Source organism: Mesorhizobium huakuii (assembly GCF_014189455.1).
GTDB lineage: Bacteria > Pseudomonadota > Alphaproteobacteria > Rhizobiales > Rhizobiaceae > Mesorhizobium > Mesorhizobium huakuii_A.
The window spans coordinates 136968-162805 of sequence record NZ_CP050297.1; the positions used below are offsets into that span (position 1 = coordinate 136968).

Here is a 25838-nt window from a genome sequence, read left to right on the forward strand (position 1 = left end):
GACACCACGTGATTGAGGACGATGAACAGAAACTGCTGGTGAGGCGAATTTTGCGTAACGGCCGCCGGCGGTACGACGCGGCGTCAAAAGAGCGGCTCGTTGCGGCCTGCCTTGAGCCTGGCGTGTCGGTATCGGGACTTGCGCTTGAACATGGGATCAATGCCAACCTTCTTAGGAAGTGGATAAAGACGACCAAAGACGCCGTTGCTTTGCCGCCACCTGCGCCGTCGGCGTTCATTCCAGTTCAAGTCAGCGCCGCGGAGTACAGCCTGCCTATGCAGGGCAATTCGGTAGAGAGGCCTGCCACGCGTGGTGAAGAGCGGCTGTCGAAGTCGTCGCCACTCCCAGCCAAGGTGAGCGCGTCTTTGCCGAACGGCGTGAAGTTGACGCTGGAATGCGGTGATGTGGATGCATTGACGGCGATCATCGGAGCACTGGGTCATGTTCAGACTGGGCGCTGACCTGACAGTCTACCTGCATCGCGAACCGATCGACTTCCGCGCCGGCATCAACAGCCTTGCGGTCCTGGTTCAGGAGGTGATGGAGCTCGACCCGTTTGCGCCTGCGGTCTTTGCCTTTGCAATCGCCGTCGCGACCGGATGAAACTCTTGTTCTTTGACCGGTCCGGCTTCGTGCTGGTTCTAAAGCGGCTGACCGAGGACAAGTTCCGGTGGCCGCGCCGGGAGACGGCGGTGGTTACGCTGACGACCGAGCAGCTCCATTGGATTCTCGACGGCATCGACATCGACGCAATGGTGCGCCATCCGGTGCGGCAATATCAGGTTGCGGGCTGACGGCTCCCGAATTGTGCGGTTGACGCGTCGGTGCGGTTCAGATTCAAAACTACGATGAATCGACCTGGCGAACCGACTGTTGAGGAGTTGATGGCGCGCATTGCTGCGCTGCAGGCGCAGAACCGCCAGCTCGCAGAACGCGTGGCCAAGCTCGAGGAAGAGTTGGCGCTAGCGCGGCTGCATCGTTTTGCGCCGAAGAGCGAAAAGCACGTTGATCGCCTCTTCAATGAAGCCGAACAGATTGCCGATGAAGACGACGCCGGCAGCGAAGATGGCAATGTCGTCGACCTGCCGGACACCGGCTTTCCGTCCACCGAAAAGCCGGAGGGAAAGAAGCGTGGCCGCAAGCCTCTGCCGGAACACCTGCCGCGCGAGCGCGTCGAGTATGACCTTGCCGACGGTCAGAAGGCCTGTCCTTGCTGCCGCCACCAGATGCATCGCATGGGTGAGGCCGTCACCGAGCAGCTCCATATCGAGGTGAAGGCGAAGGTCCTGCAGAATGTGCGGTTCAAGTATGCATGCCGCCATTGCGACCGGACCGGCATCAATACGCCTGTTGTCATTGCCCCGATGCCCGCGCAGCCCTTGCCGGGCAGCATCGCCACGGCCTCGACGCTGGCCTTTGCGCTCGTCCACAAATATGTCGATGGCACGCCGCTCTACCGTCTGGCCCAGGCCTTCGAGCGTGCCGGCGTTCCCGTCAGCCGCGGCGCTCTGGGCCATTGGGTGATCGGATCGAGCGAGAGGCATCTCTCCCGCATCTATGATGCCCTGAAGCTACGGCTTCGGTCACAACCGCTCATCCATGGTGACGAGACGACGGTCCAGGTCCTGAAGGAAAAGGACAGGGAAGCCACCAGCACATCCTTCATGTGGGCGTATCGGAGTGGAGAGGACAGCGACGAACCGATCGTGCTGCTCGACTATCAGCCCGGCCGCGGCCAGATCTATCCGCAGGCCTTCCTCGGTGATTACCGCGGCATCCTGATGAGCGATGGCTATACCGCCTGGCGCACGCTGGCAGGAGCGACCCATCTGGGGTGCATGGCCCATTCCAGACGTCGCTTCGTCGATGCACTGAAGACCAGAAAGAAAGGCGGCGGCCCGCCGGAGCAGGCGCTGAAGTTCTTCGAAAAGCTCTACCGGATTGAAAGCCAGACGCGCAACGAAAAGCCGGACAAGGGCGAAACGCGACATCAATGCATCCGCCGTTTCCGCCAGCAACACAGCGTCCCCATCATGAACGCTCTCAAGGCATGGCTCGACGACATAGCCCCGAAGGTCCTGCCCGACAGCAAGATCGGCGACGCCGTGTCCTACACCCTGAACCAGTGGGAGTACCTGACGCGCTACACCGAAGACGGCAGGATGCCGATCGACAACAACCTGCTTGAGCGCGACATCAGGATTTTTGCCACTGGAAGAAAGAGTTGGCTGTTCAGCGACACTGTGGACGGAGCCAGGGCCAGTGCCGTCGTCTACAGCCTCATGCTGACATGCCGAGCATGCGGCATCGAGCCCTTGGCCTATTTGCGCCACGTCCTCACGGAATTGCCGCAGCGCGCGGACAATGCCGACATCACCGATCTCTTGCCATTCAACTTCGCCAAAACCGCCGCTACTTGATCCGATGCAACTGGCCGACAACGACCCCGGTCAAACGGGCCGCGTCAACGCGCATGGAAATGAGCGCTTACAAACGATACATGGAGGCGCGCTCGATGCGGCGATCGGAGAAATCCTCATCGAGGCGATGACGCCGCTCTCGATCGAAGTGGCGCTGGGCGTGCAGCAGGAACTCGCAACCCGCCAGGAGGAGGCCGACCGGCTCCGCCGGCAGCATGTGGAGCGGGCCAAGTACGAAGCCGAACTCGCCCAACGTCGCTTCCTCAAGGTCGATCCAGACAACCGCCTGGTCGCTGACGTGCTGGAAGCGGATTGGAACGCCAAGTTACGGGCGATTGCCGCCGCGCAGGAAGCATACGACAAATCCGCCGCGGCTGACGTCAGTGTCGTCAACGATACGGAGCGGGCGGAATTGATGGCCCTTGCCAGCGACTTCCCACGCCTCTGGCGGGATCCGCGCACGAAGATGAAGGACAAGAAGCGCATGCTGCGCTTGTTGATCGATGACGTGACCCTCACCAAGGGGGACACGGTGCATGTCGATATCCGTTTCGTCGGCGGCGCGACGCGTTCGCTCGATCTGCCGCTGCCGAAGTCGTGCGTCGTGTTGCGTACGACGGATGCCGCCGTGGTGCAGGAGATCGATCGACTCATCGACACCTATACCGACAAAGAGATCGCCGACCTCCTCAACGAGCGCGGGGTGCGCACGGTGGTGACGACCCCGTGGACCGCTGCACGTATAGGGCGGCTTCGCCATATCTATCAGCTTACCGATCGGCGTACGCGCCTGCTCGCGCAGGGCCTGCTGACCCCTGAGGACGTCGCGACCCGCTACGGTGTCGTGATCTCCACCGTGCATCTCTGGCGTCGGCGGGGCCTGCTGCGTGCCCACCCGGTCAACGATCGGGGCGACTTCCTCTACGAGATCCCGCAGCAGGACCTGCCGGCGAAGTTTGCTCACAAACTTGTTTACCAGGTCGATCCCGTAACTTCTTCATCACATAGCGGACGAGGTGCAGTATGAGCCTAAGCCCTTATCCTTCGGGCGTCTCGGCCTGGCTGCGAGAACTGCGGTGCCGTAATGGCTCGCCATCTCCGCATAGGTCCGGTTGAGACCGGGGTCGTAGCGGTCGGGGTTGGTGACGGCAGCCCTGAGATTATCGCAGACCACGAACTTCGGCACGCCATCTAGAAACCGGAACAGGTTGTTGTGAAGGCCGATCCAGTCGGGCAGGGTCTCGCTCGGGCACGCCTCGGCGTAGGTATAGTTCGAGGCGCCCATCGCTGCGACGAACAGCTTCATGGGACGCGCTTCGCCGGTGATGGGGTCGAAGATGTCGATGGTATCGCCAGCGAAATCGACGAACACCTTCTCGCCGCCCAGGTGCGTCTGGCGCATCGTCGGGCGCGCGCGCCCTTTCCAGGCCTCGAAGGTCGTGCAAAACCAGGTATAGCCAAAGCCGTCCGGATTGGCGGCACGATACTCTTCCCACAGCAGCACCCGCGTGACGCTGCGGCGGCGCAACTCCTTCTCCACATAGTTCCAGTCGGGAACGGACCGCCGAGGGCTTTGCGACGCCGCCTTCGGTGCCGGAAAGAGAAGCAGCTCAAGGCCTTCGTCATCCATCCCTTCAGGCAGCGGCCAGCTCAGCCCCGCAAGACGGGCACGCCGCAGGTAGCCATGCACGACGCCATTGCTCACCCCGAGCGTGCGCGCGATGACGCGTTCGGTCAGGCCTTGGACATGCCTTAGACGTAAAACTTCTCTGATCCGGCGCATCGACAATCTCTGGGTTGGCATCAGGCTTCCTCGTTGCATTGACGAGGCAACCTGTAGCCCGGTTGAGATGTCGGCCGAAGCGTCCACAACCTTCGAGGAGGCCGCTCACGATCGTCTGAAATCGCTGCTCACGATCCCGTGAAATGCGTGCTCACGATCGACTGAAATCCGTGCTCACGATCGACTGAAATACGCATGCACGAGGAGATCAGCGCCGATTACACCGACATGATCTACGCGGCCACGCCGGAGGAGATCGAGAGCCGCCGCAAGGCGTTCGTGCGCAAATGGCGGCTCAAGTGCCGGGCGGTGGCCGACAGCCTGGAGGAGGCCGGCGAGCGTCTCTTCGCCTTCACCCGGCTGCCGCCGAGCCAATGGAAAAGCGCCAGAACAACAAACGCGATTGAGCGTCTGCATGAGGAGTTCAAGCGGCGCATCAAGACCCCAGACCGTTCTGCCTTCGGCCGAAACCGCGGCAATGTTGTTCTGGGCGCTGATGGCATCCGGTCAAATCTCGATGCGAAAGATCGACGGCTGGCAGACGCTTCCTACGAAGCCACTCGATCAGCAGATTGACCTCGCCGCATGAGCCGATAATCTTAACCTACCGGAGGCTGCTCCGCCGAATTCCAACACGACCCGCTACGGCACCTTTGGATCACCGAGCCAGAACTCTCCGACATTGGGGGATTGTCGCGATCCGAGACTGAACCTCGTCTGGGTGCCAGAACCGTCGGTACAGTTCGCTAGGGATCTTTTTCAAGAACCCTTGTTAAAGGCGTAGAAATGGCTCGGGCCAGAGCCTTGCGGTTTTCCAGAACACTCATCATCGTCACGTGGTCGCCTACAATCGGTACGGCAGTAATGGCCTCCGGACTCAAGACCCGGTCCCAGCCGCGCATAGGCGAACTTGCCTCTGGGCATAATGAACTCTTAGCTTGTCGTGCCCGAGAACTGAAGAGAGCCTCGGTGGCATAAAACTGATGTATCTCAATTGGCAGGGTTGGGACTTGGTACGCCTGCAGCGCCCTATGAAATTGGGCGATTCTTTCAGACATCTGAACGTCATTGTGGAGATCACGATCCGGAGGTATCGCCCCACTTTGCTGTGCCTTTTCAAGCAGCTGAGCAATTGAACATTGTCCAGCAAAGCGTTCCAACACTTCGAAGCTCTCGTCATCCAAGGATTCGAAACGCTCCAACACCATATTTCGGACGATCTGAGAGGGGGATATGCTCGATCGATTTGCAAATAGCGTAACATCGATGAACGCCATGAAAGACACGGTGTCATCCACACCCAGTAAGCGCTGGGCTATGGCGTAAGCCAAGATGCCACCCGAGGAGTATCCTGCGAAGCGGTATGGACCTTGCGGCTGAATTTCTTTGATTGCCAGGATGACCGTGTCAGCAATCGCTTCAAGGGTCAGTGAGCGAGCTTTGTCGAAAGACGGCCATAGCAAAGCATAGACGGGACAGTCTACGTTCATTTCCTTTACCAAACTGATGACATAGGAACAATCGCCCCAACCTGTGGGAACAAAGAACAGCGGCGGCTGCGATCCGGTTGCTTGAACGGAAATCACTCCCGGACTGCTGGGCTGTGATCCCAAGTGAATCTTCGATGCAAGGTCCTTCAAAACAGGGGCTTGGAAGAGGTCGGCGGTGCTAAACTTCAGTCCAAGATCTGATGCTCGGCTGAGTAGTTGAACCGCCAAGAGCGAGTGGCCGCCCAGTTCGAAGAAGTTGTCGTGGCGCCCGACCCGCTCGACACCGAGAAGCTCGGCCCAGATCTGCGCCAGCGCCGTCTCGACCGCGCCCTGCGGCGCCTCATAGGCCGCCCGCGCATAGGCGTCGTCGGCCGGCGCCGGCAGCCCGTTGCGGTCGAGCTTGCCGTTCGGCGTCAGCGGCAACGCCGCGAGCCGCACGAACGCAGCCGGCACCATGTAGTCGGGCAACCGCCCGCTCACATGCGCGCGCAAGGCGCCGGCAAGCCCGCCGCCAAGCCCGCCGCCATCGTCGTCGTCCGCGCCGGCCTCGGGTCCACACACGACATAGGCGACAAGGTGCTTGTCGCCGGCCCGGTCCTGGCGCGCCACCACCACCGCCTCGCCCACCCAGGCATGCTCGCAAAGCCGCGCCGCGATCTCGCCCGGCTCGATGCGGAAGCCGCGGATCTTCACCTGGTCGTCGTTGCGGCCCAGAAACTCCAGATTGCCGTCCGGCAGATAACGCGCCAGGTCGCCGGTCTTATACAGCCGATCGCCTTCCACAAAGGGACTGGCGATGAACCGCTCCGCCGTCAGATCGGCACGGTTCAGGTAGCCACGCGCAACCCCCGCCCCGCCAATGTAAAGCTCGCCCACCGCCCCGAACGGAACCGGCGCGCCATGGCCGTCCAACAGATACAACCGCGTGTTCGCAATCGGGCGCCCGATCGGGACAACTGGCCTGTTTAATCCAGCGGAATACACCCAGGCCGTCGCGTCAATCGTTGCCTCAGTAGGTCCATAAACATTGACAAGCGCCCGCGATGCCAATTGCAGCCATTTAGCAGCTTTCTCATTCCTGAGCAGCTCTCCGCCACAGAATATGTAGCGTAAACTGCCGCCTTCCTTTTTCCAAACGTAGGTATTCCGAGGCAATGCCGAAAGCAGCGATGGAACCAATTGAAGTACCGTCACTCGATATTTATCTACTGCGTTCAGAATTGTTCGAACGTCTAATTGTCTATCCAGAGGGAGAAGAGTTAATTGGGCCCCAATCGACAAGGATGTCCATAGCTCCCAAACCGCGGCATCAAAAGAGGGGGAGGTCCGCTGCAAGAAAATGTCGTGGGCAGTGAGCCGGAATCGATCCGCCTGCCAATTTGTGTGATTCACCACTCCCCGATGCTCGACCATGACGCCCTTTGGCGTTCCGGTTGAGCCGGAGGTGTAGATGACATAGGCGAGATGGCGCGAGGTGAGGCCAAGGGCGCGCGGGTCGGGATCGCAAGCGGGCAGTTCGGCCCAGGCCGGGGTCGCCGTCTCCAGATCGACCACGCTGACATCGACGAGCGCCTCCGCGCCGAGAGCTGCGCGGCCGGCCGCATCGGCCAGCAGCAGCCGCGGGGCCGCATCCTCGAGAACCTGCCGCAGCCGTGCGCAGGGATAGGCCGGGTCCAGCGGCAGATAGGCGCCGCCGGCCTTGAGGATCGCCAAAAGTCCGACCACCATCGCCGGGCTGCGCTCCAGGCAGATCGCCACCGGCTGGTCCGGCTTCACACCCAGTGCGATCAGATGATGCGCCAGCCGGTTGGCCCGCGCGTTGAGCTCGCCATAGCTCAGCCGCTCGTCCTCATGGACCACCGCCACCGCCTCCGGCGCCTGGCGCACCTGCGCCTCGAACAGCTCGTGGATGCACCGCTCCGACGGATAGGCCGCCGCCGTCCGGTTCAATTCCTCCAGCAGATAGCTGCGTTCGTCGGCCGGCAGGATGTCGATGCGGCCGACCGGCTGCCCGGCATCGGCAGCCATCGCTTGCAGCAGCGCCAGCAGATAACCACGCTGCCGCTCGATCGTCGCCTGATCGAACAGCGCCGTGGCATAACCGAATGTTCCGGCGATCACCTCGCCATGCTCGCCAAGGCTCAGCTCCAGATCGAACTTGACCTGATCGAACCCATCCCCGGCAGCCTCCACACTCAGCCCCGGCAGGTCCAATGACCCGACGGCGTTGTTCTGCCAGGCCAGCATCACCTGGAACAGCGGCGTGTGATCAAGATGCCGGGGCGGCTTGACGATCTCCACCACCTGCTCGAACGGCAGGTCCTGATGCTCCTGCGCAGCCAGGGCCGTGCGCCGCGTCCGTTCCAGAAGCTCCGACACGCTCGGCTCGCCCGACAGGTCCAGCCGAAGCGCCAGGGTGTTGACGAAGAAGCCGATCAACTCTTCGATCTCGCGCCGGCCTCGATTGGCGCTCGGCACGCCGATCACAAGGTCGGCCTGCCCCGACAGACGCGACAGCACCGCCGCCCAGGCCGCCAGCACCGTCATGAACAACGTCGTGCCATGCTGCCGGCTCAACCTCTTCAGCCGCCGCGTCAGATCCGCATCGATGACAACCGGCACAGCGGCCCCGGCATATGACTGCTGGGCCGGCGCGCGCCGGTCCGTCGGCAAGACAAGACGGGCCGGAGCGCCAGACAGGGCGTCGCGCCAATACTGCGCCTGGTTCTGCAGCCGTTCCCCCGACAGCCACTGCCGTTGCCAGGCGGCATAATCCGGGTACTGGATTGCCAGCGGCGGCAAAGGATCGTCCTGTCCAGCCTCGAACGCCCCGTACAGCTGACTGAGTTCACGCACCAGCACGCCCATCGACCAGCCGTCCGAGACGATGTGATGCTGCGTCAGCAGGAAGACGTGCTCCGCATCCGAGATCCGGATCAGACGCCCGCGGATCAGCGGGCCACCCGCAAGATCGAATGGCGTGCGCGCCTCTTCATGGCACAGATCCAGAAGCGCCGCTTCCGCATCCGACCTGTGCCGCAGATCGTGCTCAAGTACGGGCAGCCCCGCATCCGGCGGCAGAACCTCAACCCAGGGCTTGCCATCCGACGCGACAAAGACACTGCGCAGCGCTTCATGACGCGCAAGCAAACGGTCAAGGCTGCGCTGCCAGGCGCTGCGGTCGAGCACTCCCCGCAGCCGCAGGGCCAGCGGAATGTGATAGTTGGTGCTGCCCTCGTCCAGCTGCGCCAAAAACCACAGCCGCTGCTGCGCAAACGACAGCACAAGCGGCTCATGACGCGACACGGTTACAATCGCCGGCAGGTCTTGCGGACCGGAGCGGCTCAACAGCTCGACGATGCTTTCCGCCAGATCGGAAAGCACCGGATTGGCGAACAGCGTCGTCAGCGGCAGTTCGACGCCAAGAACCTGCGACAGTCGGCTCAAGAGCTGCACGGCCAAGAGCGAGTGGCCGCCGAGCTCGAAGAAGTTGTCGTGGCGCCCGACCCGCTCGATCCCGAGAAGCTCTTCCCAGATCTGCGCCAGCGCCGTCTCGACCGCGCCCTGCGGCGCCTCATAGGCCGCCCGCGCATAGGCGTCGTCGGCCGGCGCCGGCAGCCCGTTGCGGTCGAGCTTGCCGTTCGGCGTCAGCGGCAACGCCGCGAGCCGCACGAACGCAGCCGGCACCATGTAGTCGGGCAGCCGCCCGCTCACATGCGCGCGCAAGGCGCCGGCAAGCCCGCCGCCAAGCCCGCCGCCATCGTCGTCGTCCGCGCCGGCCTCGGGTCCACACACGACATAGGCGACAAGGTGCTTGTCGCCGGCCCGGTCCTGGCGCGCCACCACCACCGCCTCGCGCACCCAGGCATGCTCGCAAAGCCGCGCCGCGATCTCGCCCGGCTCGATGCGGAAGCCGCGGATCTTCACCTGGTCGTCGTTGCGGCCCAGAAACTCCAGATTGCCGTCCGGCAGATAACGCGCCAGGTCGCCGGTCTTATACAGCCGATCGCCTTCCACAAAGGGACTGGCGATGAACCGCTCCGCCGTCAGATCGGCACGGTTCAGGTAGCCACGCGCAACCCCCGCCCCGCCAATGTAAAGCTCGCCCACCGCTCCGAACGGAACCGGCGCGCCATGGCCGTCCAACAGATACAACCGCGTGTTCGCAATCGGGCGCCCGATCGGGACAACTGACCCATCAAAATCAGCCGGGCAATTCCAGGCTGTAACGTCGATAGCAGCTTCCGTGGGGCCATATAGATTGTGCAGGCCAGTCCAAGGCAATACGCGCCGAACCTTCTGCGCAAGAGAGGCAGGAAGCGCCTCACCACTGCACACGAGACGCTGCAGCGATGTGCAGCGATCAACACCCTTCGTGTCCATAAAGCTGACCAGCATGGATGGTACAAAGTGTGCAGTGGTGATGCGTTGGCTGATTATCAAGTTTACGAGTGCATCGGGGTCTTTGTGCGCAGCCGGAGGCGCCAGCACCAGGGTCGCCCCTTCAAGCAACGTCCAGAAGAACTCCCAGGCCGAGACGTCGAAGCCAAATGGCGTCTTCTGCAAGACGACGTCAGTCGCATTGAGAGCGTAGGCTTTTTGCATCCAGATCAGGCGATTGATAATAGCCCGATGCTCATTCTGTGCCCCTTTGGGCGTTCCGGTTGAGCCGGAGGTGTAGATGACATAGGCGAGATGGCGTGAGGTCAGGCCAAGGGCGCGCGGGTCGGGATCGCAAGCGGGCAGTTCGGCCCAGGCCGGGGTCGCCGTCTCCAGATCGACCACGCTGACATCGACAAGCGCCTCCGCGCCGAGAGCTGCGCGGCCGGCCGCATCGGCCAGCAGCAGCCGCGGGGCCGCATCCTCGAGAACCTGCCGCAGCCGTGCGCAGGGATAGGCCGGGTCCAGCGGCAGATAGGCGCCGCCGGCCTTGAGGATCGCCAAAAGTCCGACCACCATCGCCGGGCTGCGCTCCAGGCAGATCGCCACCGGCTGGTCCGGCTTCACACCCAGTGCGATCAGATGATGCGCCAGCCGGTTGGCCCGCGCGTTGAGCTCGCCATAGCTCAGCCGCTCGTCCTCATGGACCACCGCCACCGCCTCCGGCGCCTGGCGCACCTGCGCCTCGAACAGCTCGTGGATGCACCGCTCCGACGGATAGGCCGCCGCCGTCCGGTTCAACTCCTCCAGCAGATAGCTGCGTTCGTCGGCCGGCAGGATGTCCAGCTCCCGCACCGGCCTGTCGGGCGCCCGCTCCAGCGCCTCCGCCAATTGCTCGAGCGCCCGCTGCATGTAGCCGCAGACCCGATCCGCAGAGATTGGCTCCACCACCTGCGCCGTCAGGCCGAGCGCCTCGCCATAATCCTCCACCGACAGGGTCAGCGGATAGTTGGTGCGTTCCTCCCCGCCCAGCCATTCCATGCCGGACAGGACATCATCCGTCCCGGAGCCGGCCATGGCCGCCGGCGTGTTATGGCGGTAGTTCAACAGCGCGCTGAACAGCGGCGCCGGCGCCGCAACCCCGCTGCAGCGTTGCGCCAGCGCCAGCGAGGCATGCTCGTGCGCCAGCAGATCGGAAAGCCGCGCGTGCGTGGTCCGCACGCTCGCCTCGACCCCGGTCCCGTCCAGGTCAAGCCGCACAGGCAGGGTGTTGATGAACAGGCCCAGCGCCCGGTCGGCGCCCGCACCCGCATGCATGCGGCCAAACAGCACCGTGCCGAACACCACCTGCTCACGGCCGCTGCTCAGCGCCACCACCTGCCCCCAGGCCAGATGGCACAGGCTGGCCAGGCTGACCCCCAGCCGTCGCGCTTGTTCCCGCAGCCGATCGTTGAGCGCCTGCGGCAGCATCCGATGCGCCTCGCCGACCCCGCTGCCGTCGCCGCGCACCTCGCTCAGCCCGAACGGCATGGTCGGCTCGTCGATGTCGGCCAGCTGTTCCTGGAAGAACTCCTCATGCGCCTTGGCATCGACCCCCAGCCGCGCCTGCGCCACCAGATTGCGGAACGGCTGCGGTGCCGCAAGCTCATGCGCGCGTCCCTCCAGCACGGCCCGCACCTCGGCATGCATCACTTCCAGCGTCGTGTGATCCCCGATCAGATGATGCTGCAGCTCCAGCAGCAGCCAGCGCCCGCTGCCGGGCTCGCGCGCGATCACAAACCGCAACAGCGGCGCCCGGCCAAGGTCGATGCGGTGCCGGCGCGGATCAAACCGGCGCCTGAACTCCTCGGCGCCGGAACCGTCACACGCATCCAGCTCGACCTCGGTCACCTCCAGCGGCGCACGCCGCCACACCACCTGGGCCGGGCTCGACAGCCCCTCCCAGACAAAGGCCGTACGCAGAATGTCGTGCCGATCCACCACCTGCTGAACCGCGCCAAGATAGCACTCCAACAGGTCGCGCTCGGCAAACGCCATCTGCGAGACCAGCAAATATGGATCGCCCCGGCTGGCCAGCAGATGATGGAACAGGATGCCGTCCTGCAGCGGCGACAAGCCATAAATGTCCTGGATATTGCCGACGCCGCCGGGCACCGTGGCGACGATCCGGTCGATCTCCGGCTGGGCCAGCTCGATGAGCGGCAGCATCTGCGGCGTAATCGCCGTGCGTTCGGTGATCAGGTTGGCAGGCACCGCCACCTCGTGATGGCTGCCAAGGCTTGCGGCAAGATCGGCCAGCACCGGCCTGGCGAACAGGGTGCGCACCTCCACCCCCAGCGACAGCCGCCGCAGCCGTTCCATCAGCTGCACGGCCAAGAGCGAGTGGCCGCCCAGTTCGAAGAAGTTGTCGTGGCGCCCGACCCGCTCGATCCCGAGAAGCTCTTCCCAGATCTGCGCCAGCGCCGTCTCGACCGCGCCCTGCGGCGCCTCATAGGCCGCCCGCGCATAGGCGTCGTCGGCCGGCGCCGGCAGCCCGTTGCGGTCGAGCTTGCCGTTCGGCGTCAGCGGCAACGCCGCGAGCCGCACGAACGCAGCCGGCACCATGTAGTCGGGCAGCCGCCCGCTCACATGCGCGCGCAAGGCGCCGGCAAGCCCGCCGCCAAGCCCGCCGCCATCGTCGTCGTCCGCGCCGGCCTCGGGTCCACACACGACATAGGCGACAAGGTGCTTGTCGCCGGCCCGGTCCTGGCGCGCCACCACCACCGCCTCGCGCACCCAGGCATGCTCGCAAAGCCGCGCCGCGATCTCGCCCGGCTCGATGCGGAAGCCGCGGATCTTCACCTGGTCGTCGTTGCGGCCCAGAAACTCCAGATTGCCGTCCGGCAGATAACGCGCCAGGTCGCCGGTCTTATACAGCCGATCGCCTTCCACAAAGGGACTGGCGATGAACCGCTCCGCCGTCAGATCGGCACGGTTCAGGTAGCCACGCGCAACCCCCGCCCCGCCAATGTAAAGCTCGCCCACCGCTCCGAACGGAACCGGCGCGCCATGGCCGTCCAACAGATACAACCGCGTGTTCGCAATCGGGCGCCCGATCGGGACAACTGACCCATCAAAATCAGCCGGGCAATTCCAGGCTGTAACGTCGATAGCAGCTTCCGTGGGGCCATATAGATTGTGCAGGCCAGTCCAAGGCAATACGCGCCGAACCTTCTGCGCAAGAGAGGCAGGAAGCGCCTCACCACTGCACACGAGACGCTGCAGCGATGTGCAGCGATCAACACCCTTCGTGTCCATAAAGCTGACCAGCATGGATGGTACAAAGTGTGCAGTGGTGATGCGTTGGCTGATTATCAAGTTTACGAGTGCATCGGGGTCTTTGTGCGCAGCCGGAGGCGCCAGCACCAGGGTCGCCCCTTCAAGCAACGTCCAGAAGAACTCCCAGGCCGAGACGTCGAAGCCAAATGGCGTCTTCTGCAAGACGACGTCAGTCGCATTGAGAGCGTAGGCTTTTTGCATCCAGATCAGGCGATTGATAATAGCCCGATGCTCATTCTGTGCCCCTTTGGGCGTTCCGGTTGAGCCGGAGGTGTAGATGACATAGGCGAGATGGCGTGAGGTCAGGCCAAGGGCGCGCGGGTCGGGATCGCAAGCGGGCAGTTCGGCCCAGGCCGGGGTCGCCGTCTCCAGATCGACCACGCTGACATCGACAAGCGCCTCCGCGCCGAGAGCTGCGCGGCCGGCCGCATCGGCCAGCAGCAGCCGCGGGGCCGCATCCTCGAGAACCTGCCGCAGCCGTGCGCAGGGATAGGCCGGGTCCAGCGGCAGATAGGCGCCGCCGGCCTTGAGGATCGCCAAAAGTCCGACCACCATCGCCGGGCTGCGCTCCAGGCAGATCGCCACCGGCTGGTCCGGCTTCACACCCAGTGCGATCAGATGATGCGCCAGCCGGTTGGCCCGCGCGTTGAGCTCGCCATAGCTCAGCCGCTCGTCCTCATGGACCACCGCCACCGCCTCCGGCGCCTGGCGCACCTGCGCCTCGAACAGCTCGTGGATGCACCGCTCCGACGGATAGGCCGCCGCCGTCCGGTTCAACTCCTCCAGCAGATAGCTGCGTTCGTCGGCCGGCAGGATGTCCAGCTCCCGCACCGGCCTGTCGGGCGCCCGCTCCAGCGCCTCCGCCAATTGCTCGAGCGCCCGCTGCATGTAGCCGCAGACCCGATCCGCAGAGATTGGCTCCACCACCTGCGCCGTCAGGCCGAGCGCCTCGCCATAATCCTCCACCGACAGGGTCAGCGGATAGTTGGTGCGTTCCTCCCCGCCCAGCCATTCCATGCCGGACAGGACATCATCCGTCCCGGAGCCGGCCATGGCCGCCGGCGTGTTATGGCGGTAGTTCAACAGCGCGCTGAACAGCGGCGCCGGCGCCGCAACCCCGCTGCAGCGTTGCGCCAGCGCCAGCGAGGCATGCTCGTGCGCCAGCAGATCGGAAAGCCGCGCGTGCGTGGTCCGCACGCTCGCCTCGACCCCGGTCCCGTCCAGGTCAAGCCGCACAGGCAGGGTGTTGATGAACAGGCCCAGCGCCCGGTCGGCGCCCGCACCCGCATGCATGCGGCCAAACAGCACCGTGCCGAACACCACCTGCTCACGGCCGCTGCTCAGCGCCACCACCTGCCCCCAGGCCAGATGGCACAGGCTGGCCAGGCTGACCCCCAGCCGTCGCGCTTGTTCCCGCAGCCGATCGTTGAGCGCCTGCGGCAGCATCCGATGCGCCTCGCCGACCCCGCTGCCGTCGCCGCGCACCTCGCTCAGCCCGAACGGCATGGTCGGCTCGTCGATGTCGGCCAGCTGTTCCTGGAAGAACTCCTCATGCGCCTTGGCATCGACCCCCAGCCGCGCCTGCGCCACCAGATTGCGGAACGGCTGCGGTGCCGCAAGCTCATGCGCGCGTCCCTCCAGCACGGCCCGCACCTCGGCATGCATCACTTCCAGCGTCGTGTGATCCCCGATCAGATGATGCTGCAGCTCCAGCAGCAGCCAGCGCCCGCTGCCGGGCTCGCGCGCGATCACAAACCGCAACAGCGGCGCCCGGCCAAGGTCGATGCGGTGCCGGCGCGGATCAAACCGGCGCCTGAACTCCTCGGCGCCGGAACCGTCACACGCATCCAGCTCGACCTCGGTCACCTCCAGCGGCGCACGCCGCCACACCACCTGGGCCGGGCTCGACAGCCCCTCCCAGACAAAGGCCGTACGCAGAATGTCGTGCCGATCCACCACCTGCTGAACCGCGCCAAGATAGCACTCCAACAGGTCGCGCTCGGCAAACGCCATCTGCGAGACCAGCAAATATGGATCGCCCCGGCTGGCCAGCAGATGATGGAACAGGATGCCGTCCTGCAGCGGCGACAAGCCATAAATGTCCTGGATATTGCCGACGCCGCCGGGCACCGTGGCGACGATCCGGTCGATCTCCGGCTGGGCCAGCTCGATGAGCGGCAGCATCTGCGGCGTAATCGCCGTGCGTTCGGTGATCAGGTTGGCAGGCACCGCCACCTCGTGATGGCTGCCAAGGCTTGCGGCAAGATCGGCCAGCACCGGCCTGGCGAACAGGGTGCGCACCTCCACCCCCAGCGACAGCCGCCGCAGCCGTTCCATCAGCTGCACGGCCAAGAGCGAGTGGCCGCCCAGTTCGAAGAAGTTGTCGTGGCGCCCGACCCGCTCGATCCCGAGAAGCTCTTCCCAGATCTGCGCCAGCGCCGTCTCGACCGCGCCCTGCGGCGCCTCATAGGCCGCCCGCGCATAGGCGTCGTCGGCCGGCGCCGGCAGCCCGTTGCGGTCGAGCTTGCCGTTCGGCGTCAGCGGCAACGCCGCGAGCCGCACGAACGCAGCCGGCACCATGTAGTCGGGCAGCCGCCCGCTCACATGCGCGCGCAAGGCGCCGGCAAGCCCGCCGCCAAGCCCGCCGCCATCGTCGTCGTCCGCGCCGGCCTCGGGTCCACACACGACATAGGCGACAAGGTGCTTGTCGCCGGCCCGGTCCTGGCGCGCCACCACCACCGCCTCGCGCACCCAGGCATGCTCGCAAAGCCGCGCCGCGATCTCGCCCGGCTCGATGCGGAAGCCGCGGATCTTCACCTGGTCGTCGTTGCGGCCCAGAAACTCCAGATTGCCGTCCGGCAGATAACGCGCCAGGTCGCCGGTCTTATACAGCCGATCGCCTTCCACAAAGGGACTGGCGATGAACCGCTCCGCCGTCAGATCGGCACGGTTCAGGTAGCCACGCGCAACCCCCGCCCCGCCAATGTAAAGCTCGCCCACCGCCCCGAACGGAACCGGCGCGCCATGGCCGTCCAACAGATACAACCGCGTGTTCGCAATCGGGCGCCCGATCGGGACAACGACAACCTCTCCCCTCGGCATGCAAATCCAGGTCGAGTACGTCGTCGTCTCGGAAGGGGCGTACAGATTACAGATCTTTTGTACGCGACTGTTCTCAAAAATCCTCTCGATCAGACCTGCCTTCAGCCGCTCGCCGCACGAATTGATGACGCTTGTCGAAGCCGGCACGGCTTGCTTGTCGACCAGAGCGGCGATCGCCGAGGGGACCGTGTTGATCAAGGAGACATCCAAGGGCGCCTTGGCCAGCGCCAGTGCATCCTCGACAAGATAAAGCGTGCCTCCTTGCGACAGCGGAACGAAGCACTCATAGACGGATAGATCAAAACTGATCGAGGTAGAAAACAGCGTGCGGCTGATCTCTGAGTCCGCAAACACGCCGCTGCTCCAATGCAGCAGGTTCACGGTGCTGGCATGCTCGACCATGACGCCCTTTGGCGTTCCGGTTGAGCCGGAGGTGTAGATGACATAGGCGAGATGGCGCGAGGTGAGGCCAAGGGCGCGCGGGTCGGGATCGCAAGCGGGCAGTTCGGCCCAGGCCGGGGTCGCCGTCTCCAGATCGACCACGCTGACATCGACGAGCGCCTCCGCGCCGAGAGCTGCGCGGCCGGCCGCATCGGCCAGCAGCAGCCGCGGGGCCGCATCCTCGAGAACCTGCCGCAGCCGTGCGCAGGGATAGGCCGGGTCCAGCGGCAGATAGGCGCCGCCGGCCTTGAGGATCGCCAAAAGTCCGACCACCATCGCCGGGCTGCGCTCCAGGCAGATCGCCACCGGCTGGTCCGGCTTCACACCCAGTGCGATCAGATGATGCGCCAGCCGGTTGGCCCGCGCGTTGAGCTCGCCATAGCTCAGCCGCTCGTCCTCATGGACCACCGCCACCGCCTCCGGCGCCTGGCGCACCTGCGCCTCGAACAGCTCGTGGATGCACCGCTCCGACGGATAGGCCGCCGCCGTCCGGTTCAACTCCTCCAGCAGATAGCTGCGTTCGTCGGCCGGCAGGATGTCGATGCGGCCGACCGGCTGCCCGGCATCGGCAGCCATCGCTTGCAGCAGCGCCAGCAGATAACCACGCTGCCGCTCGATCGTCGCCTGATCGAACAGCGCCGTGGCATAACCGAATGTTCCGGCGATCACCTCGCCATGCTCGCCAAGGCTCAGCTCCAGATCGAACTTGACCTGATCGAACCCATCCCCGGCAGCCTCCACACTCAGCCCCGGCAGGTCCAATGACCCGACGGCGTTGTTCTGCCAGGCCAGCATCACCTGGAACAGCGGCGTGTGATCAAGATGCCGGGGCGGCTTGACGATCTCCACCACCTGCTCGAACGGCAGGTCCTGATGCTCCTGCGCAGCCAGGGCCGTGCGCCGCGTCCGTTCCAGAAGCTCCGACACGCTCGGCTCGCCCGACAGGTCCAGCCGAAGCGCCAGGGTGTTGACGAAGAAGCCGATCAACTCTTCGATCTCGCGCCGGCCTCGATTGGCGCTCGGCACGCCGATCACAAGGTCGGCCTGCCCCCGACAGACGCGACAGCACCGCCGCCCAGGCCGCCAGCACCGTCATGAACAACGTCGTGCCATGCTGCCGGCTCAACCTCTTCAGCCGCCGCGTCAGATCCGCATCGATGACAACCGGCACAGCGGCCCCGGCATATGACTGCTGGGCCGGCCGCGGCCGGTCCGTCGGCAAGACAAGACGGGCCGGAGCGCCAGACAGGGCGTCGCGCCAATACTGCGCCTGGTTCTGCAGCCGTTCCCCCGACAGCCACTGCCGTTGCCAGGCGGCATAATCCGGGTACTGGATTGCCAGCGGCGGCAAAGGATCGTCCTGTCCAGCCTCGAACGCCCCGTACAGCTGACTGAGTTCACGCACCAGCACGCCCATCGACCAGCCGTCCGAGACGATGTGATGCTGCGTCAGCAGGAAGACGTGCTCCGCATCCGAGATCCGGATCAGACGCCCGCGGATCAGCGGGCCACCCGCAAGATCGAATGGCGTGCGCGCCTCTTCATGGCACAGATCCAGAAGCGCCGCTTCCGCATCCGACCTGTGCCGCAGATCGTGCTCAAGTACGGGCAGCCCCGCATCCGGCGGCAGAACCTCAACCCAGGGCTTGCCATCCGACGCGACAAAGACACTGCGCAGCGCTTCATGACGCGCAAGCAAACGGTCAAGGCTGCGCTGCCAGGCGCTGCGGTCGAGCACTCCCCGCAGCCGCAGGGCCAGCGGAATGTGATAGTTGGTGCTGCCCTCGTCCAGCTGCGCCAAAAACCACAGCCGCTGCTGCGCAAACGACAGCACAAGCGGCTCATGACGCGACACGGTTACAATCGCCGGCAGGTCTTGCGGACCGGAGCGGCTCAACAGCTCGACGATGCTTTCCGCCAGATCGGAAAGCACCGGATTGGCGAACAGCGTCGTCAGCGGCAGTTCGACGCCAAGAACCTGCGACAGTCGGCTCAAGAGCTGCACGGCCAAGAGCGAGTGGCCGCCGAGCTCGAAGAAGTTGTCGTGGCGCCCGACCCGCTCGATCCCGAGAAGCTCTTCCCAGATCTGCGCCAGCGCCGTCTCGACCGCGCCCTGCGGCGCCTCATAGGCCGCCCGCGCATAGGCGTCGTCGGCCGGCGCCGGCAGCCCGTTGCGGTCGAGCTTGCCGTTCGGCGTCAGCGGCAACGCCGCGAGCCGCACGAACGCAGCCGGCACCATGTAGTCGGGCAGCCGCCCGCTCACATGCGCGCGCAAGGCGCCGGCAAGCCCGCCGCCAAGCCCGCCGCCATCGTCGTCGTCCGCGCCGGCCTCGGGTCCACACACGACATAGGCGACAAGGTGCTTGTCGCCGGCCCGGTCCTGGCGCGCCACCACCACCGCCTCGCGCACCCAGGCATGCTCGCAAAGCCGCGCCGCGATCTCGCCCGGCTCGATGCGGAAGCCGCGGATCTTCACCTGGTCGTCGTTGCGGCCCAGAAACTCCAGATTGCCGTCCGGCAGATAACGCGCCAGGTCGCCGGTCTTATACAGCCGATCGCCTTCCACAAAGGGACTGGCGATGAACCGCTCCGCCGTCAGATCGGCACGGTTCAGGTAGCCACGCGCAACCCCCGCCCCGCCAATGTAAAGCTCGCCCACCGCTCCGAACGGAACCGGCGCGCCATGGCCGTCCAACAGATACAACCGCGTGTTCGCAATCGGGCGCCCGATCGGGACAACTGACCCATCAAAATCAGCCGGGCAATTCCAGGCTGTAACGTCGATAGCAGCTTCCGTGGGGCCATATAGATTGTGCAGGCCAGTCCAAGGCAATACGCGCCGAACCTTCTGCGCAAGAGAGGCAGGAAGCGCCTCACCACTGCACACGAGACGCTGCAGCGATGTGCAGCGATCAACACCCTTCGTGTCCATAAAGCTGACCAGCATGGATGGTACAAAGTGTGCAGTGGTGATGCGTTGGCTGATTATCAAGTTTACGAGTGCATCGGGGTCTTTGTGCGCAGCCGGAGGCGCCAGCACCAGGGTCGCCCCTTCAAGCAACGTCCAGAAGAACTCCCAGGCCGAGACGTCGAAGCCAAATGGCGTCTTCTGCAAGACGACGTCAGTCGCATTGAGAGCGTAGGCTTTTTGCATCCAGATCAGGCGATTGATAATAGCCCGATGCTCATTCTGTGCCCCTTTGGGCGTTCCGGTTGAGCCGGAGGTGTAGATGACATAGGCGAGATGGCGTGAGGTCAGGCCAAGGGCGCGCGGGTCGGGATCGCAAGCGGGCAGTTCGGCCCAGGCCGGGGTCGCCGTCTCCAGATCGACCACGCTGACATCGACAAGCGCCTCCGCGCCGAGAGCTGCGCGGCCGGCCGCATCGGCCAGCAGCAGCCGCGGGGCCGCATCCTCGAGAACCTGCCGCAGCCGTGCGCAGGGATAGGCCGGGTCCAGCGGCAGATAGGCGCCGCCGGCCTTGAGGATCGCCAAAAGTCCGACCACCATCGCCGGGCTGCGCTCCAGGCAGATCGCCACCGGCTGGTCCGGCTTCACACCCAGTGCGATCAGATGATGCGCCAGCCGGTTGGCCCGCGCGTTGAGCTCGCCATAGCTCAGCCGCTCGTCCTCATGGACCACCGCCACCGCCTCCGGCGCCTGGCGCACCTGCGCCTCGAACAGCTCGTGGATGCACCGCTCCGACGGATAGGCCGCCGCCGTCCGGTTCAATTCCTCCAGCAGATAGCTGCGTTCGTCGGCCGGCAGGATGTCGATGCGGCCGACCGGCTGCCCGGCATCGGCAGCCATCGCTTGCAGCAGCGCCAGCAGATAACCACGCTGCCGCTCGATCGTCGCCTGATCGAACAGCGCCGTGGCATAACCGAATGTTCCGGCGATCACCTCGCCATGCTCGCCAAGGCTCAGCTCCAGATCGAACTTGACCTGATCGAACCCATCCCCGGCAGCCTCCACACTCAGCCCCGGCAGGTCCAATGACCCGACGGCGTTGTTCTGCCAGGCCAGCATCACCTGGAACAGCGGCGTGTGATCAAGATGCCGGGGCGGCTTGACGATCTCCACCACCTGCTCGAACGGCAGGTCCTGATGCTCCTGCGCAGCCAGGGCCGTGCGCCGCGTCCGTTCCAGAAGCTCCGACACGCTCGGCTCGCCCGACAGGTCCAGCCGAAGCGCCAGGGTGTTGACGAAGAAGCCGATCAACTCTTCGATCTCGCGCCGGCCTCGATTGGCGCTCGGCACGCCGATCACAAGGTCGGCCTGCCCCGACAGACGCGACAGCACCGCCGCCCAGGCCGCCAGCACCGTCATGAACAACGTCGTGCCATGCTGCCGGCTCAACCTCTTCAGCCGCCGCGTCAGATCCGCATCGATGACAACCGGCACAGCGGCCCCGGCATATGACTGCTGGGCCGGCCGCGGCCGGTCCGTCGGCAAGACAAGACGGGCCGGAGCGCCAGACAGGGCGTCGCGCCAATACTGCGCCTGGTTCTGCAGCCGTTCCCCCGACAGCCACTGCCGTTGCCAGGCGGCATAATCCGGGTACTGGATTGCCAGCGGCGGCAAAGGATCGTCCTGTCCAGCCTCGAACGCCCCGTACAGCTGACTGAGTTCACGCACCAGCACGCCCATCGACCAGCCGTCCGAGACGATGTGATGCTGCGTCAGCAGGAAGACGTGCTCCGCATCCGAGATCCGGATCAGACGCCCGCGGATCAGCGGGCCACCCGCAAGATCGAATGGCGTGCGCGCCTCTTCATGGCACAGATCCAGAAGCGCCGCTTCCGCATCCGACCTGTGCCGCAGATCGTGCTCAAGTACGGGCAGCCCCGCATCCGGCGGCAGAACCTCAACCCAGGGCTTGCCATCCGACGCGACAAAGACACTGCGCAGCGCTTCATGACGCGCAAGCAAACGGTCAAGGCTGCGCTGCCAGGCGCTGCGGTCGAGCACTCCCCGCAGCCGCAGGGCCAGCGGAATGTGATAGTTGGTGCTGCCCTCGTCCAGCTGCGCCAAAAACCACAGCCGCTGCTGCGCAAACGACAGCACAAGCGGCTCATGACGCGACACGGTTACAATCGCCGGCAGGTCTTGCGGACCGGAGCGGCTCAACAGCTCGACGATGCTTTCCGCCAGATCGGAAAGCACCGGATTGGCGAACAGCGTCGTCAGCGGCAGTTCGACGCCAAGAACCTGCGACAGTCGGCTCAAGAGCTGCACGGCCAAGAGCGAGTGGCCGCCGAGCTCGAAGAAGTTGTCGTGGCGCCCGACCCGCTCGATCCCGAGAAGCTCTTCCCAGATCTGCGCCAGCGCCGTCTCGACCGCGCCCTGCGGCGCCTCATAGGCCGCCCGCGCATAGGCGTCGTCGGCCGGCGCCGGCAGCCCGTTGCGGTCGAGCTTGCCGTTCGGCGTCAGCGGCAACGCCGCGAGCCGCACGAACGCAGCCGGCACCATGTAGTCGGGCAACCGCCCGCTCACATGCGCGCGCAAGGCGCCGGCAAGCCCGCCGCCAAGCCCGCCGCCATCGTCGTCGTCCGCGCCGGCCTCGGGTCCACACACGACATAGGCGACAAGGTGCTTGTCGCCGGCCCGGTCCTGGCGCGCCACCACCACCGCCTCGCGCACCCAGGCATGCTCGCAAAGCCGCGCCGCGATCTCGCCCGGCTCGATGCGGAAGCCGCGGATCTTCACCTGGTCGTCGTTGCGGCCCAGAAACTCCAGATTGCCGTCCGGCAGATAACGCGCCAGGTCGCCGGTCTTATACAGCCGATCGCCTTCCACAAAGGGACTGGCGATGAACCGCTCCGCCGTCAGATCGGCACGGTTCAGGTAGCCACGCGCAACCCCCGCCCCGCCAATGTAAAGCTCGCCCACCGCTCCGAACGGAACCGGCGCGCCATGGCCGTCCAACAGATACAACCGCGTGTTCGCAATCGGACGGCCGATCGGGACAACCGACCCCTCATAACTAGCCGGGCAATTCCAAATCGTCGCGCAGACTGTTGCTTCGGTAGGTCCATAAGCGTTGACAATTGATGCCGGGAGCAGACTTCGGATGAGTTCGGCTTTCGGCAGTTCTCCAGCAAGAATGAGAACGTGCGAGGCCAAACATTCCAGATCCCTGCTTGCCTGGAGCAATGCTGGAGGTAAGGTCGCATGGGTGATGGCTTCGCTTCGTAGATAATCCGATAGCTTGTTGCTCGCTTGACGGATCTCATCCGCAGGCAAGTGCAAGGCGGCGCCTGAGCCAAACGCCATGACAAGCTCCGAAGCACTCGCATCAAAACCGGAGGAGGCGAACTGCACGACACGGCTATTTGAACAGACGCCAAAAAGCCCGATCTGAGCCAAGCCGAGATTGACCAGGCCCCGGTGCTCGACCATGACGCCCTTTGGGGTTCCGGTTGAGCCTGAGGTGTAGATGACATAGGCGAGATGGCGCGAGGTGAGGCCAAGGGCGCGCGGGTCCGGGTTCGAAGCCGGCAGCTCGGCCCAGGCCGGGGTCGCCGTATCCAGAAGGTCCACGCTCACATCGGCCAGCGCCTCGGCGCCGAGAGCTGCGCGGCCGGCCGCATCGCAAAGCAGCAGCCGCGGGGCGGCATCGCCGAGAACCTGCCGCAGCCGTGCGCAGGGATAGGCCGGGTCCAGCGGCAGGTAGGCGCCGCCCGCCTTGAGGATCGCCAAAAGTCCGACCACCATCGCCGGGCTGCGCTCCAGGCAGATCGCCACCGGCTGGTCCGGCTTCACACCCAGTGCGATCAGATGATGCGCCAGCCGGTTGGCCCGCGCGTTGAGCTCGCCATAGCTCAGCCGCTCGTCCTCATGGACCACCGCCACCGCCTCCGGCGCCTTTTGCACCTGCGCCTCGAACAGCTCGTGGATGCACCGCTCCGACGGATAGGCCGCCGCCGTCCGGTTCAACTCCTCCAGCAGATACGTCCGCTCGGCGGACGACAGCAGTTCAATCCGGCCGACCGGCTGCCCGGCATCGGCCATCACACCATGTAACAAAGTTTGCAAATGCTGCGTCATGCGGTCGATCTGCTTCGGCGCTAGCCGACTGGCATCAAAATGCCAGCGAAAGCTCCCCTCCAGAGCGCAAACCTCAAAGGTCAGCAAATCGCCACATAGGGCTGGCCCAGCTCTGTGGCTCGTCTTCAAATCGCCAGCGACGGAACAGCTGTCTGTCGTGATTGTGAGGCCAATCGGCCAGGGCTGGTGCGATCGAAGCGCCTCCACACCTCGCAATGTCGGGCAGCGCGCGATAAGATCCCGGGCAAAGCTGCCGTGCTCCCTCAGTTGAGCGAATTCGGCTGCCACCGCGTTGCGTTTTTCTTCAAAATCATGTGCAAGATCAATGGTAACTTCCATCGGCGCGACAGAGGCGATAAGCACCTCCCTCGCTTTAGAGCCAACTTGCGATCCATCCGATGCCGGCGTCCATCCCAGTTGAAGCTCTGTTTCTCCCGTGATGCGGGCGAGATAGATCAGCCAAGCCGTTACCAAGCATTCCGTGCAATCATGTGGCGACAGCTTAGCCAAAGCACTTGGAATGAACCACGAACTCGATTGCCATCTGGGCGGCGTGTCAGCTACGGACGACGACAGGAAAGGAAGCTGCAATATTTTAAACTGCTCTAGCCGCTGTCGCCAAAAATCCTCCCGAGGCGCCAGCAATTCATGGGTGGCAGTTATGCTCTGCGCCTGTTCATCGCTCAAAATTGGCAGGCGATCACCTTCATTCAGATTGGAATGCCTGGCGAGGTCTCGCGCGTCCAGCGCCTGACCATCGGAGCTGCCAAAGCAAACCTCAACATCCTGCGTACCCGTCGCCACCCGCCAGTGGCTGGTGTGGATTTCAAGCAGGCAACCTGCCGGAAAGCCCGAGCGTTGAGGCAGCACCTCCAGGCGTCTGACTGTGACAGCCTCATCGCCTACGAGAGCCTTGGGCAGACACATTGGATTGGGATGATATGGTCCAAAGTCTAGGGCACGCGTCATCGCTGACAGATCTTGCGCGGATCGATCCCATCGCAGACAGCCTGCCGCATCTGGGCGTCGACGTCTCGGAAAATAGCTTCTGTTCACCAGCGCCTGCGGATAAGCAATAAGCTTCCCGCTCTTGAGGCCAATTAAAAGCTCGCGGAAACCCTCGACTGCAGCCTCATAACATTTGAGGTTCAGGGTCAGTGCCGAATCAGTAGGCGCAATCAGCACTTGGCGCTGGACCACCACGTCACCCGTATCAACACCATCATCGATACGATGCCACGTGATGGCATGTTCGGTCTCTTGCGCCAGCAGCGCCCAGGACGTCGCGTGCGTTCCCGCATATCGTGGCAGTGGACCGTCGTGGTAGTTGAAAGCACCTTGACGCACCCGCCCGAACACATCCACCGGCAATATGAACGGATTGGCAACCGAGAAAATCCAATCCACCGGCTCGGCCTTCAAAAAAGAGGAGAGCTCTTCAACACTCGCCATACGGGGGATGTTGGCGCGAGCCGCCCACTCTGCGAATATGGCGTCGCCACACAGGACCGCGCCAATGACTTGGCCCATCTCAATTGCCAGCTGAGCGCAACTGATAGCAAGCGTACCGCTACCAACAAAGACGCTAGAGGAGATTGATTGGGCTGCAGGTTGCCTATCCCGACCGCCCGATTCTGCGGCACCAATGCCTACCTGAGGAGACCCATGTACCATCTTCACCCTTTCTAACAGTCACTCGCGAGGCTGGGCCCTCCTGCCCAAGCCGCCGCGCCACGTATCGACCCAAACCGGTCACACTGGGTCGGACTTGCTCAGGAGCAATCATGGGACGATTTCTCCTCACTCCACGCGTGTTTCTTAGAACGCGGCGCATACACTGTGCCAAAGGAGAAATT

Annotated in this window: 4 protein-coding genes and 5 pseudogenes; 5 read left to right on the forward strand and 4 right to left on the reverse strand. The window is 64.4% G+C overall.

Annotation, left to right across the window (positions count from 1 at the left end; all coding sequences use genetic code 11):
* Positions 1-11 precede the first annotated feature (11 nt).
* The 4 genes and pseudogenes from tnpA (at position 12) to HB778_RS35445 (ending at position 3447) form a co-directional block, all read left to right on the forward strand.
* On the forward strand, positions 12-461 hold the full coding sequence (gene tnpA / locus HB778_RS35425; RefSeq protein ID WP_183455045.1) for an IS66-like element accessory protein TnpA: 450 nt from the start codon (positions 12-14) through the stop codon (positions 459-461).
* Positions 442-794: pseudogene (gene tnpB, locus HB778_RS42120) on the forward strand (IS66 family insertion sequence element accessory protein TnpB). Before tnpA ends, tnpB begins: the two are co-directional and overlap by 20 nt.
* 54 nt (positions 795-848) lie before the next feature.
* Complete coding sequence (gene tnpC / locus HB778_RS35440; protein ID WP_183454979.1) at positions 849-2420, forward strand: IS66 family transposase; 1572 nt, start codon at positions 849-851, stop codon at positions 2418-2420.
* Between the two features lie 4 nt (positions 2421-2424).
* Positions 2425-3447: a hypothetical protein gene (locus tag HB778_RS35445; RefSeq protein ID WP_183465489.1), complete on the forward strand. Its 1023-nt coding sequence runs from the start codon at positions 2425-2427 to the stop codon at positions 3445-3447.
* Positions 3448-3456: 9 nt separating this feature from the next.
* Here HB778_RS35445 and istA read toward each other — a convergent pair.
* Positions 3457-4224 (reverse strand): annotated as a pseudogene (istA, locus tag HB778_RS35450) (IS21 family transposase); the annotation flags it as partial.
* A 171-nt stretch (positions 4225-4395) separates the two neighbouring features.
* Here istA and HB778_RS35455 point away from each other — a divergent pair.
* Positions 4396-4792: pseudogene (locus tag HB778_RS35455) on the forward strand (transposase); the annotation flags it as partial.
* A 157-nt stretch (positions 4793-4949) separates the two neighbouring features.
* On the opposite strand, the gene HB778_RS42125 reads toward HB778_RS35455, so the two are convergent.
* From HB778_RS42125 to HB778_RS43625, 3 genes and pseudogenes are all read right to left on the reverse strand, one after another.
* Positions 4950-17969 carry a non-ribosomal peptide synthetase gene (locus HB778_RS42125; RefSeq protein ID WP_244662075.1) on the reverse strand — a complete coding sequence of 4340 codons (13020 nt, stop codon included), beginning with the start codon at positions 17967-17969 and terminating at the stop codon, positions 4950-4952.
* Between the two features lie 70 nt (positions 17970-18039).
* Positions 18040-20742 (reverse strand): annotated as a pseudogene (locus HB778_RS43620) (amino acid adenylation domain-containing protein); the annotation flags it as partial.
* Positions 20734-25656, reverse strand: a pseudogene (locus tag HB778_RS43625) (amino acid adenylation domain-containing protein); the annotation flags it as partial. The pseudogenes HB778_RS43625 and HB778_RS43620, both read right to left, overlap by 9 nt.
* Positions 25657-25838 lie beyond the last annotated feature (182 nt).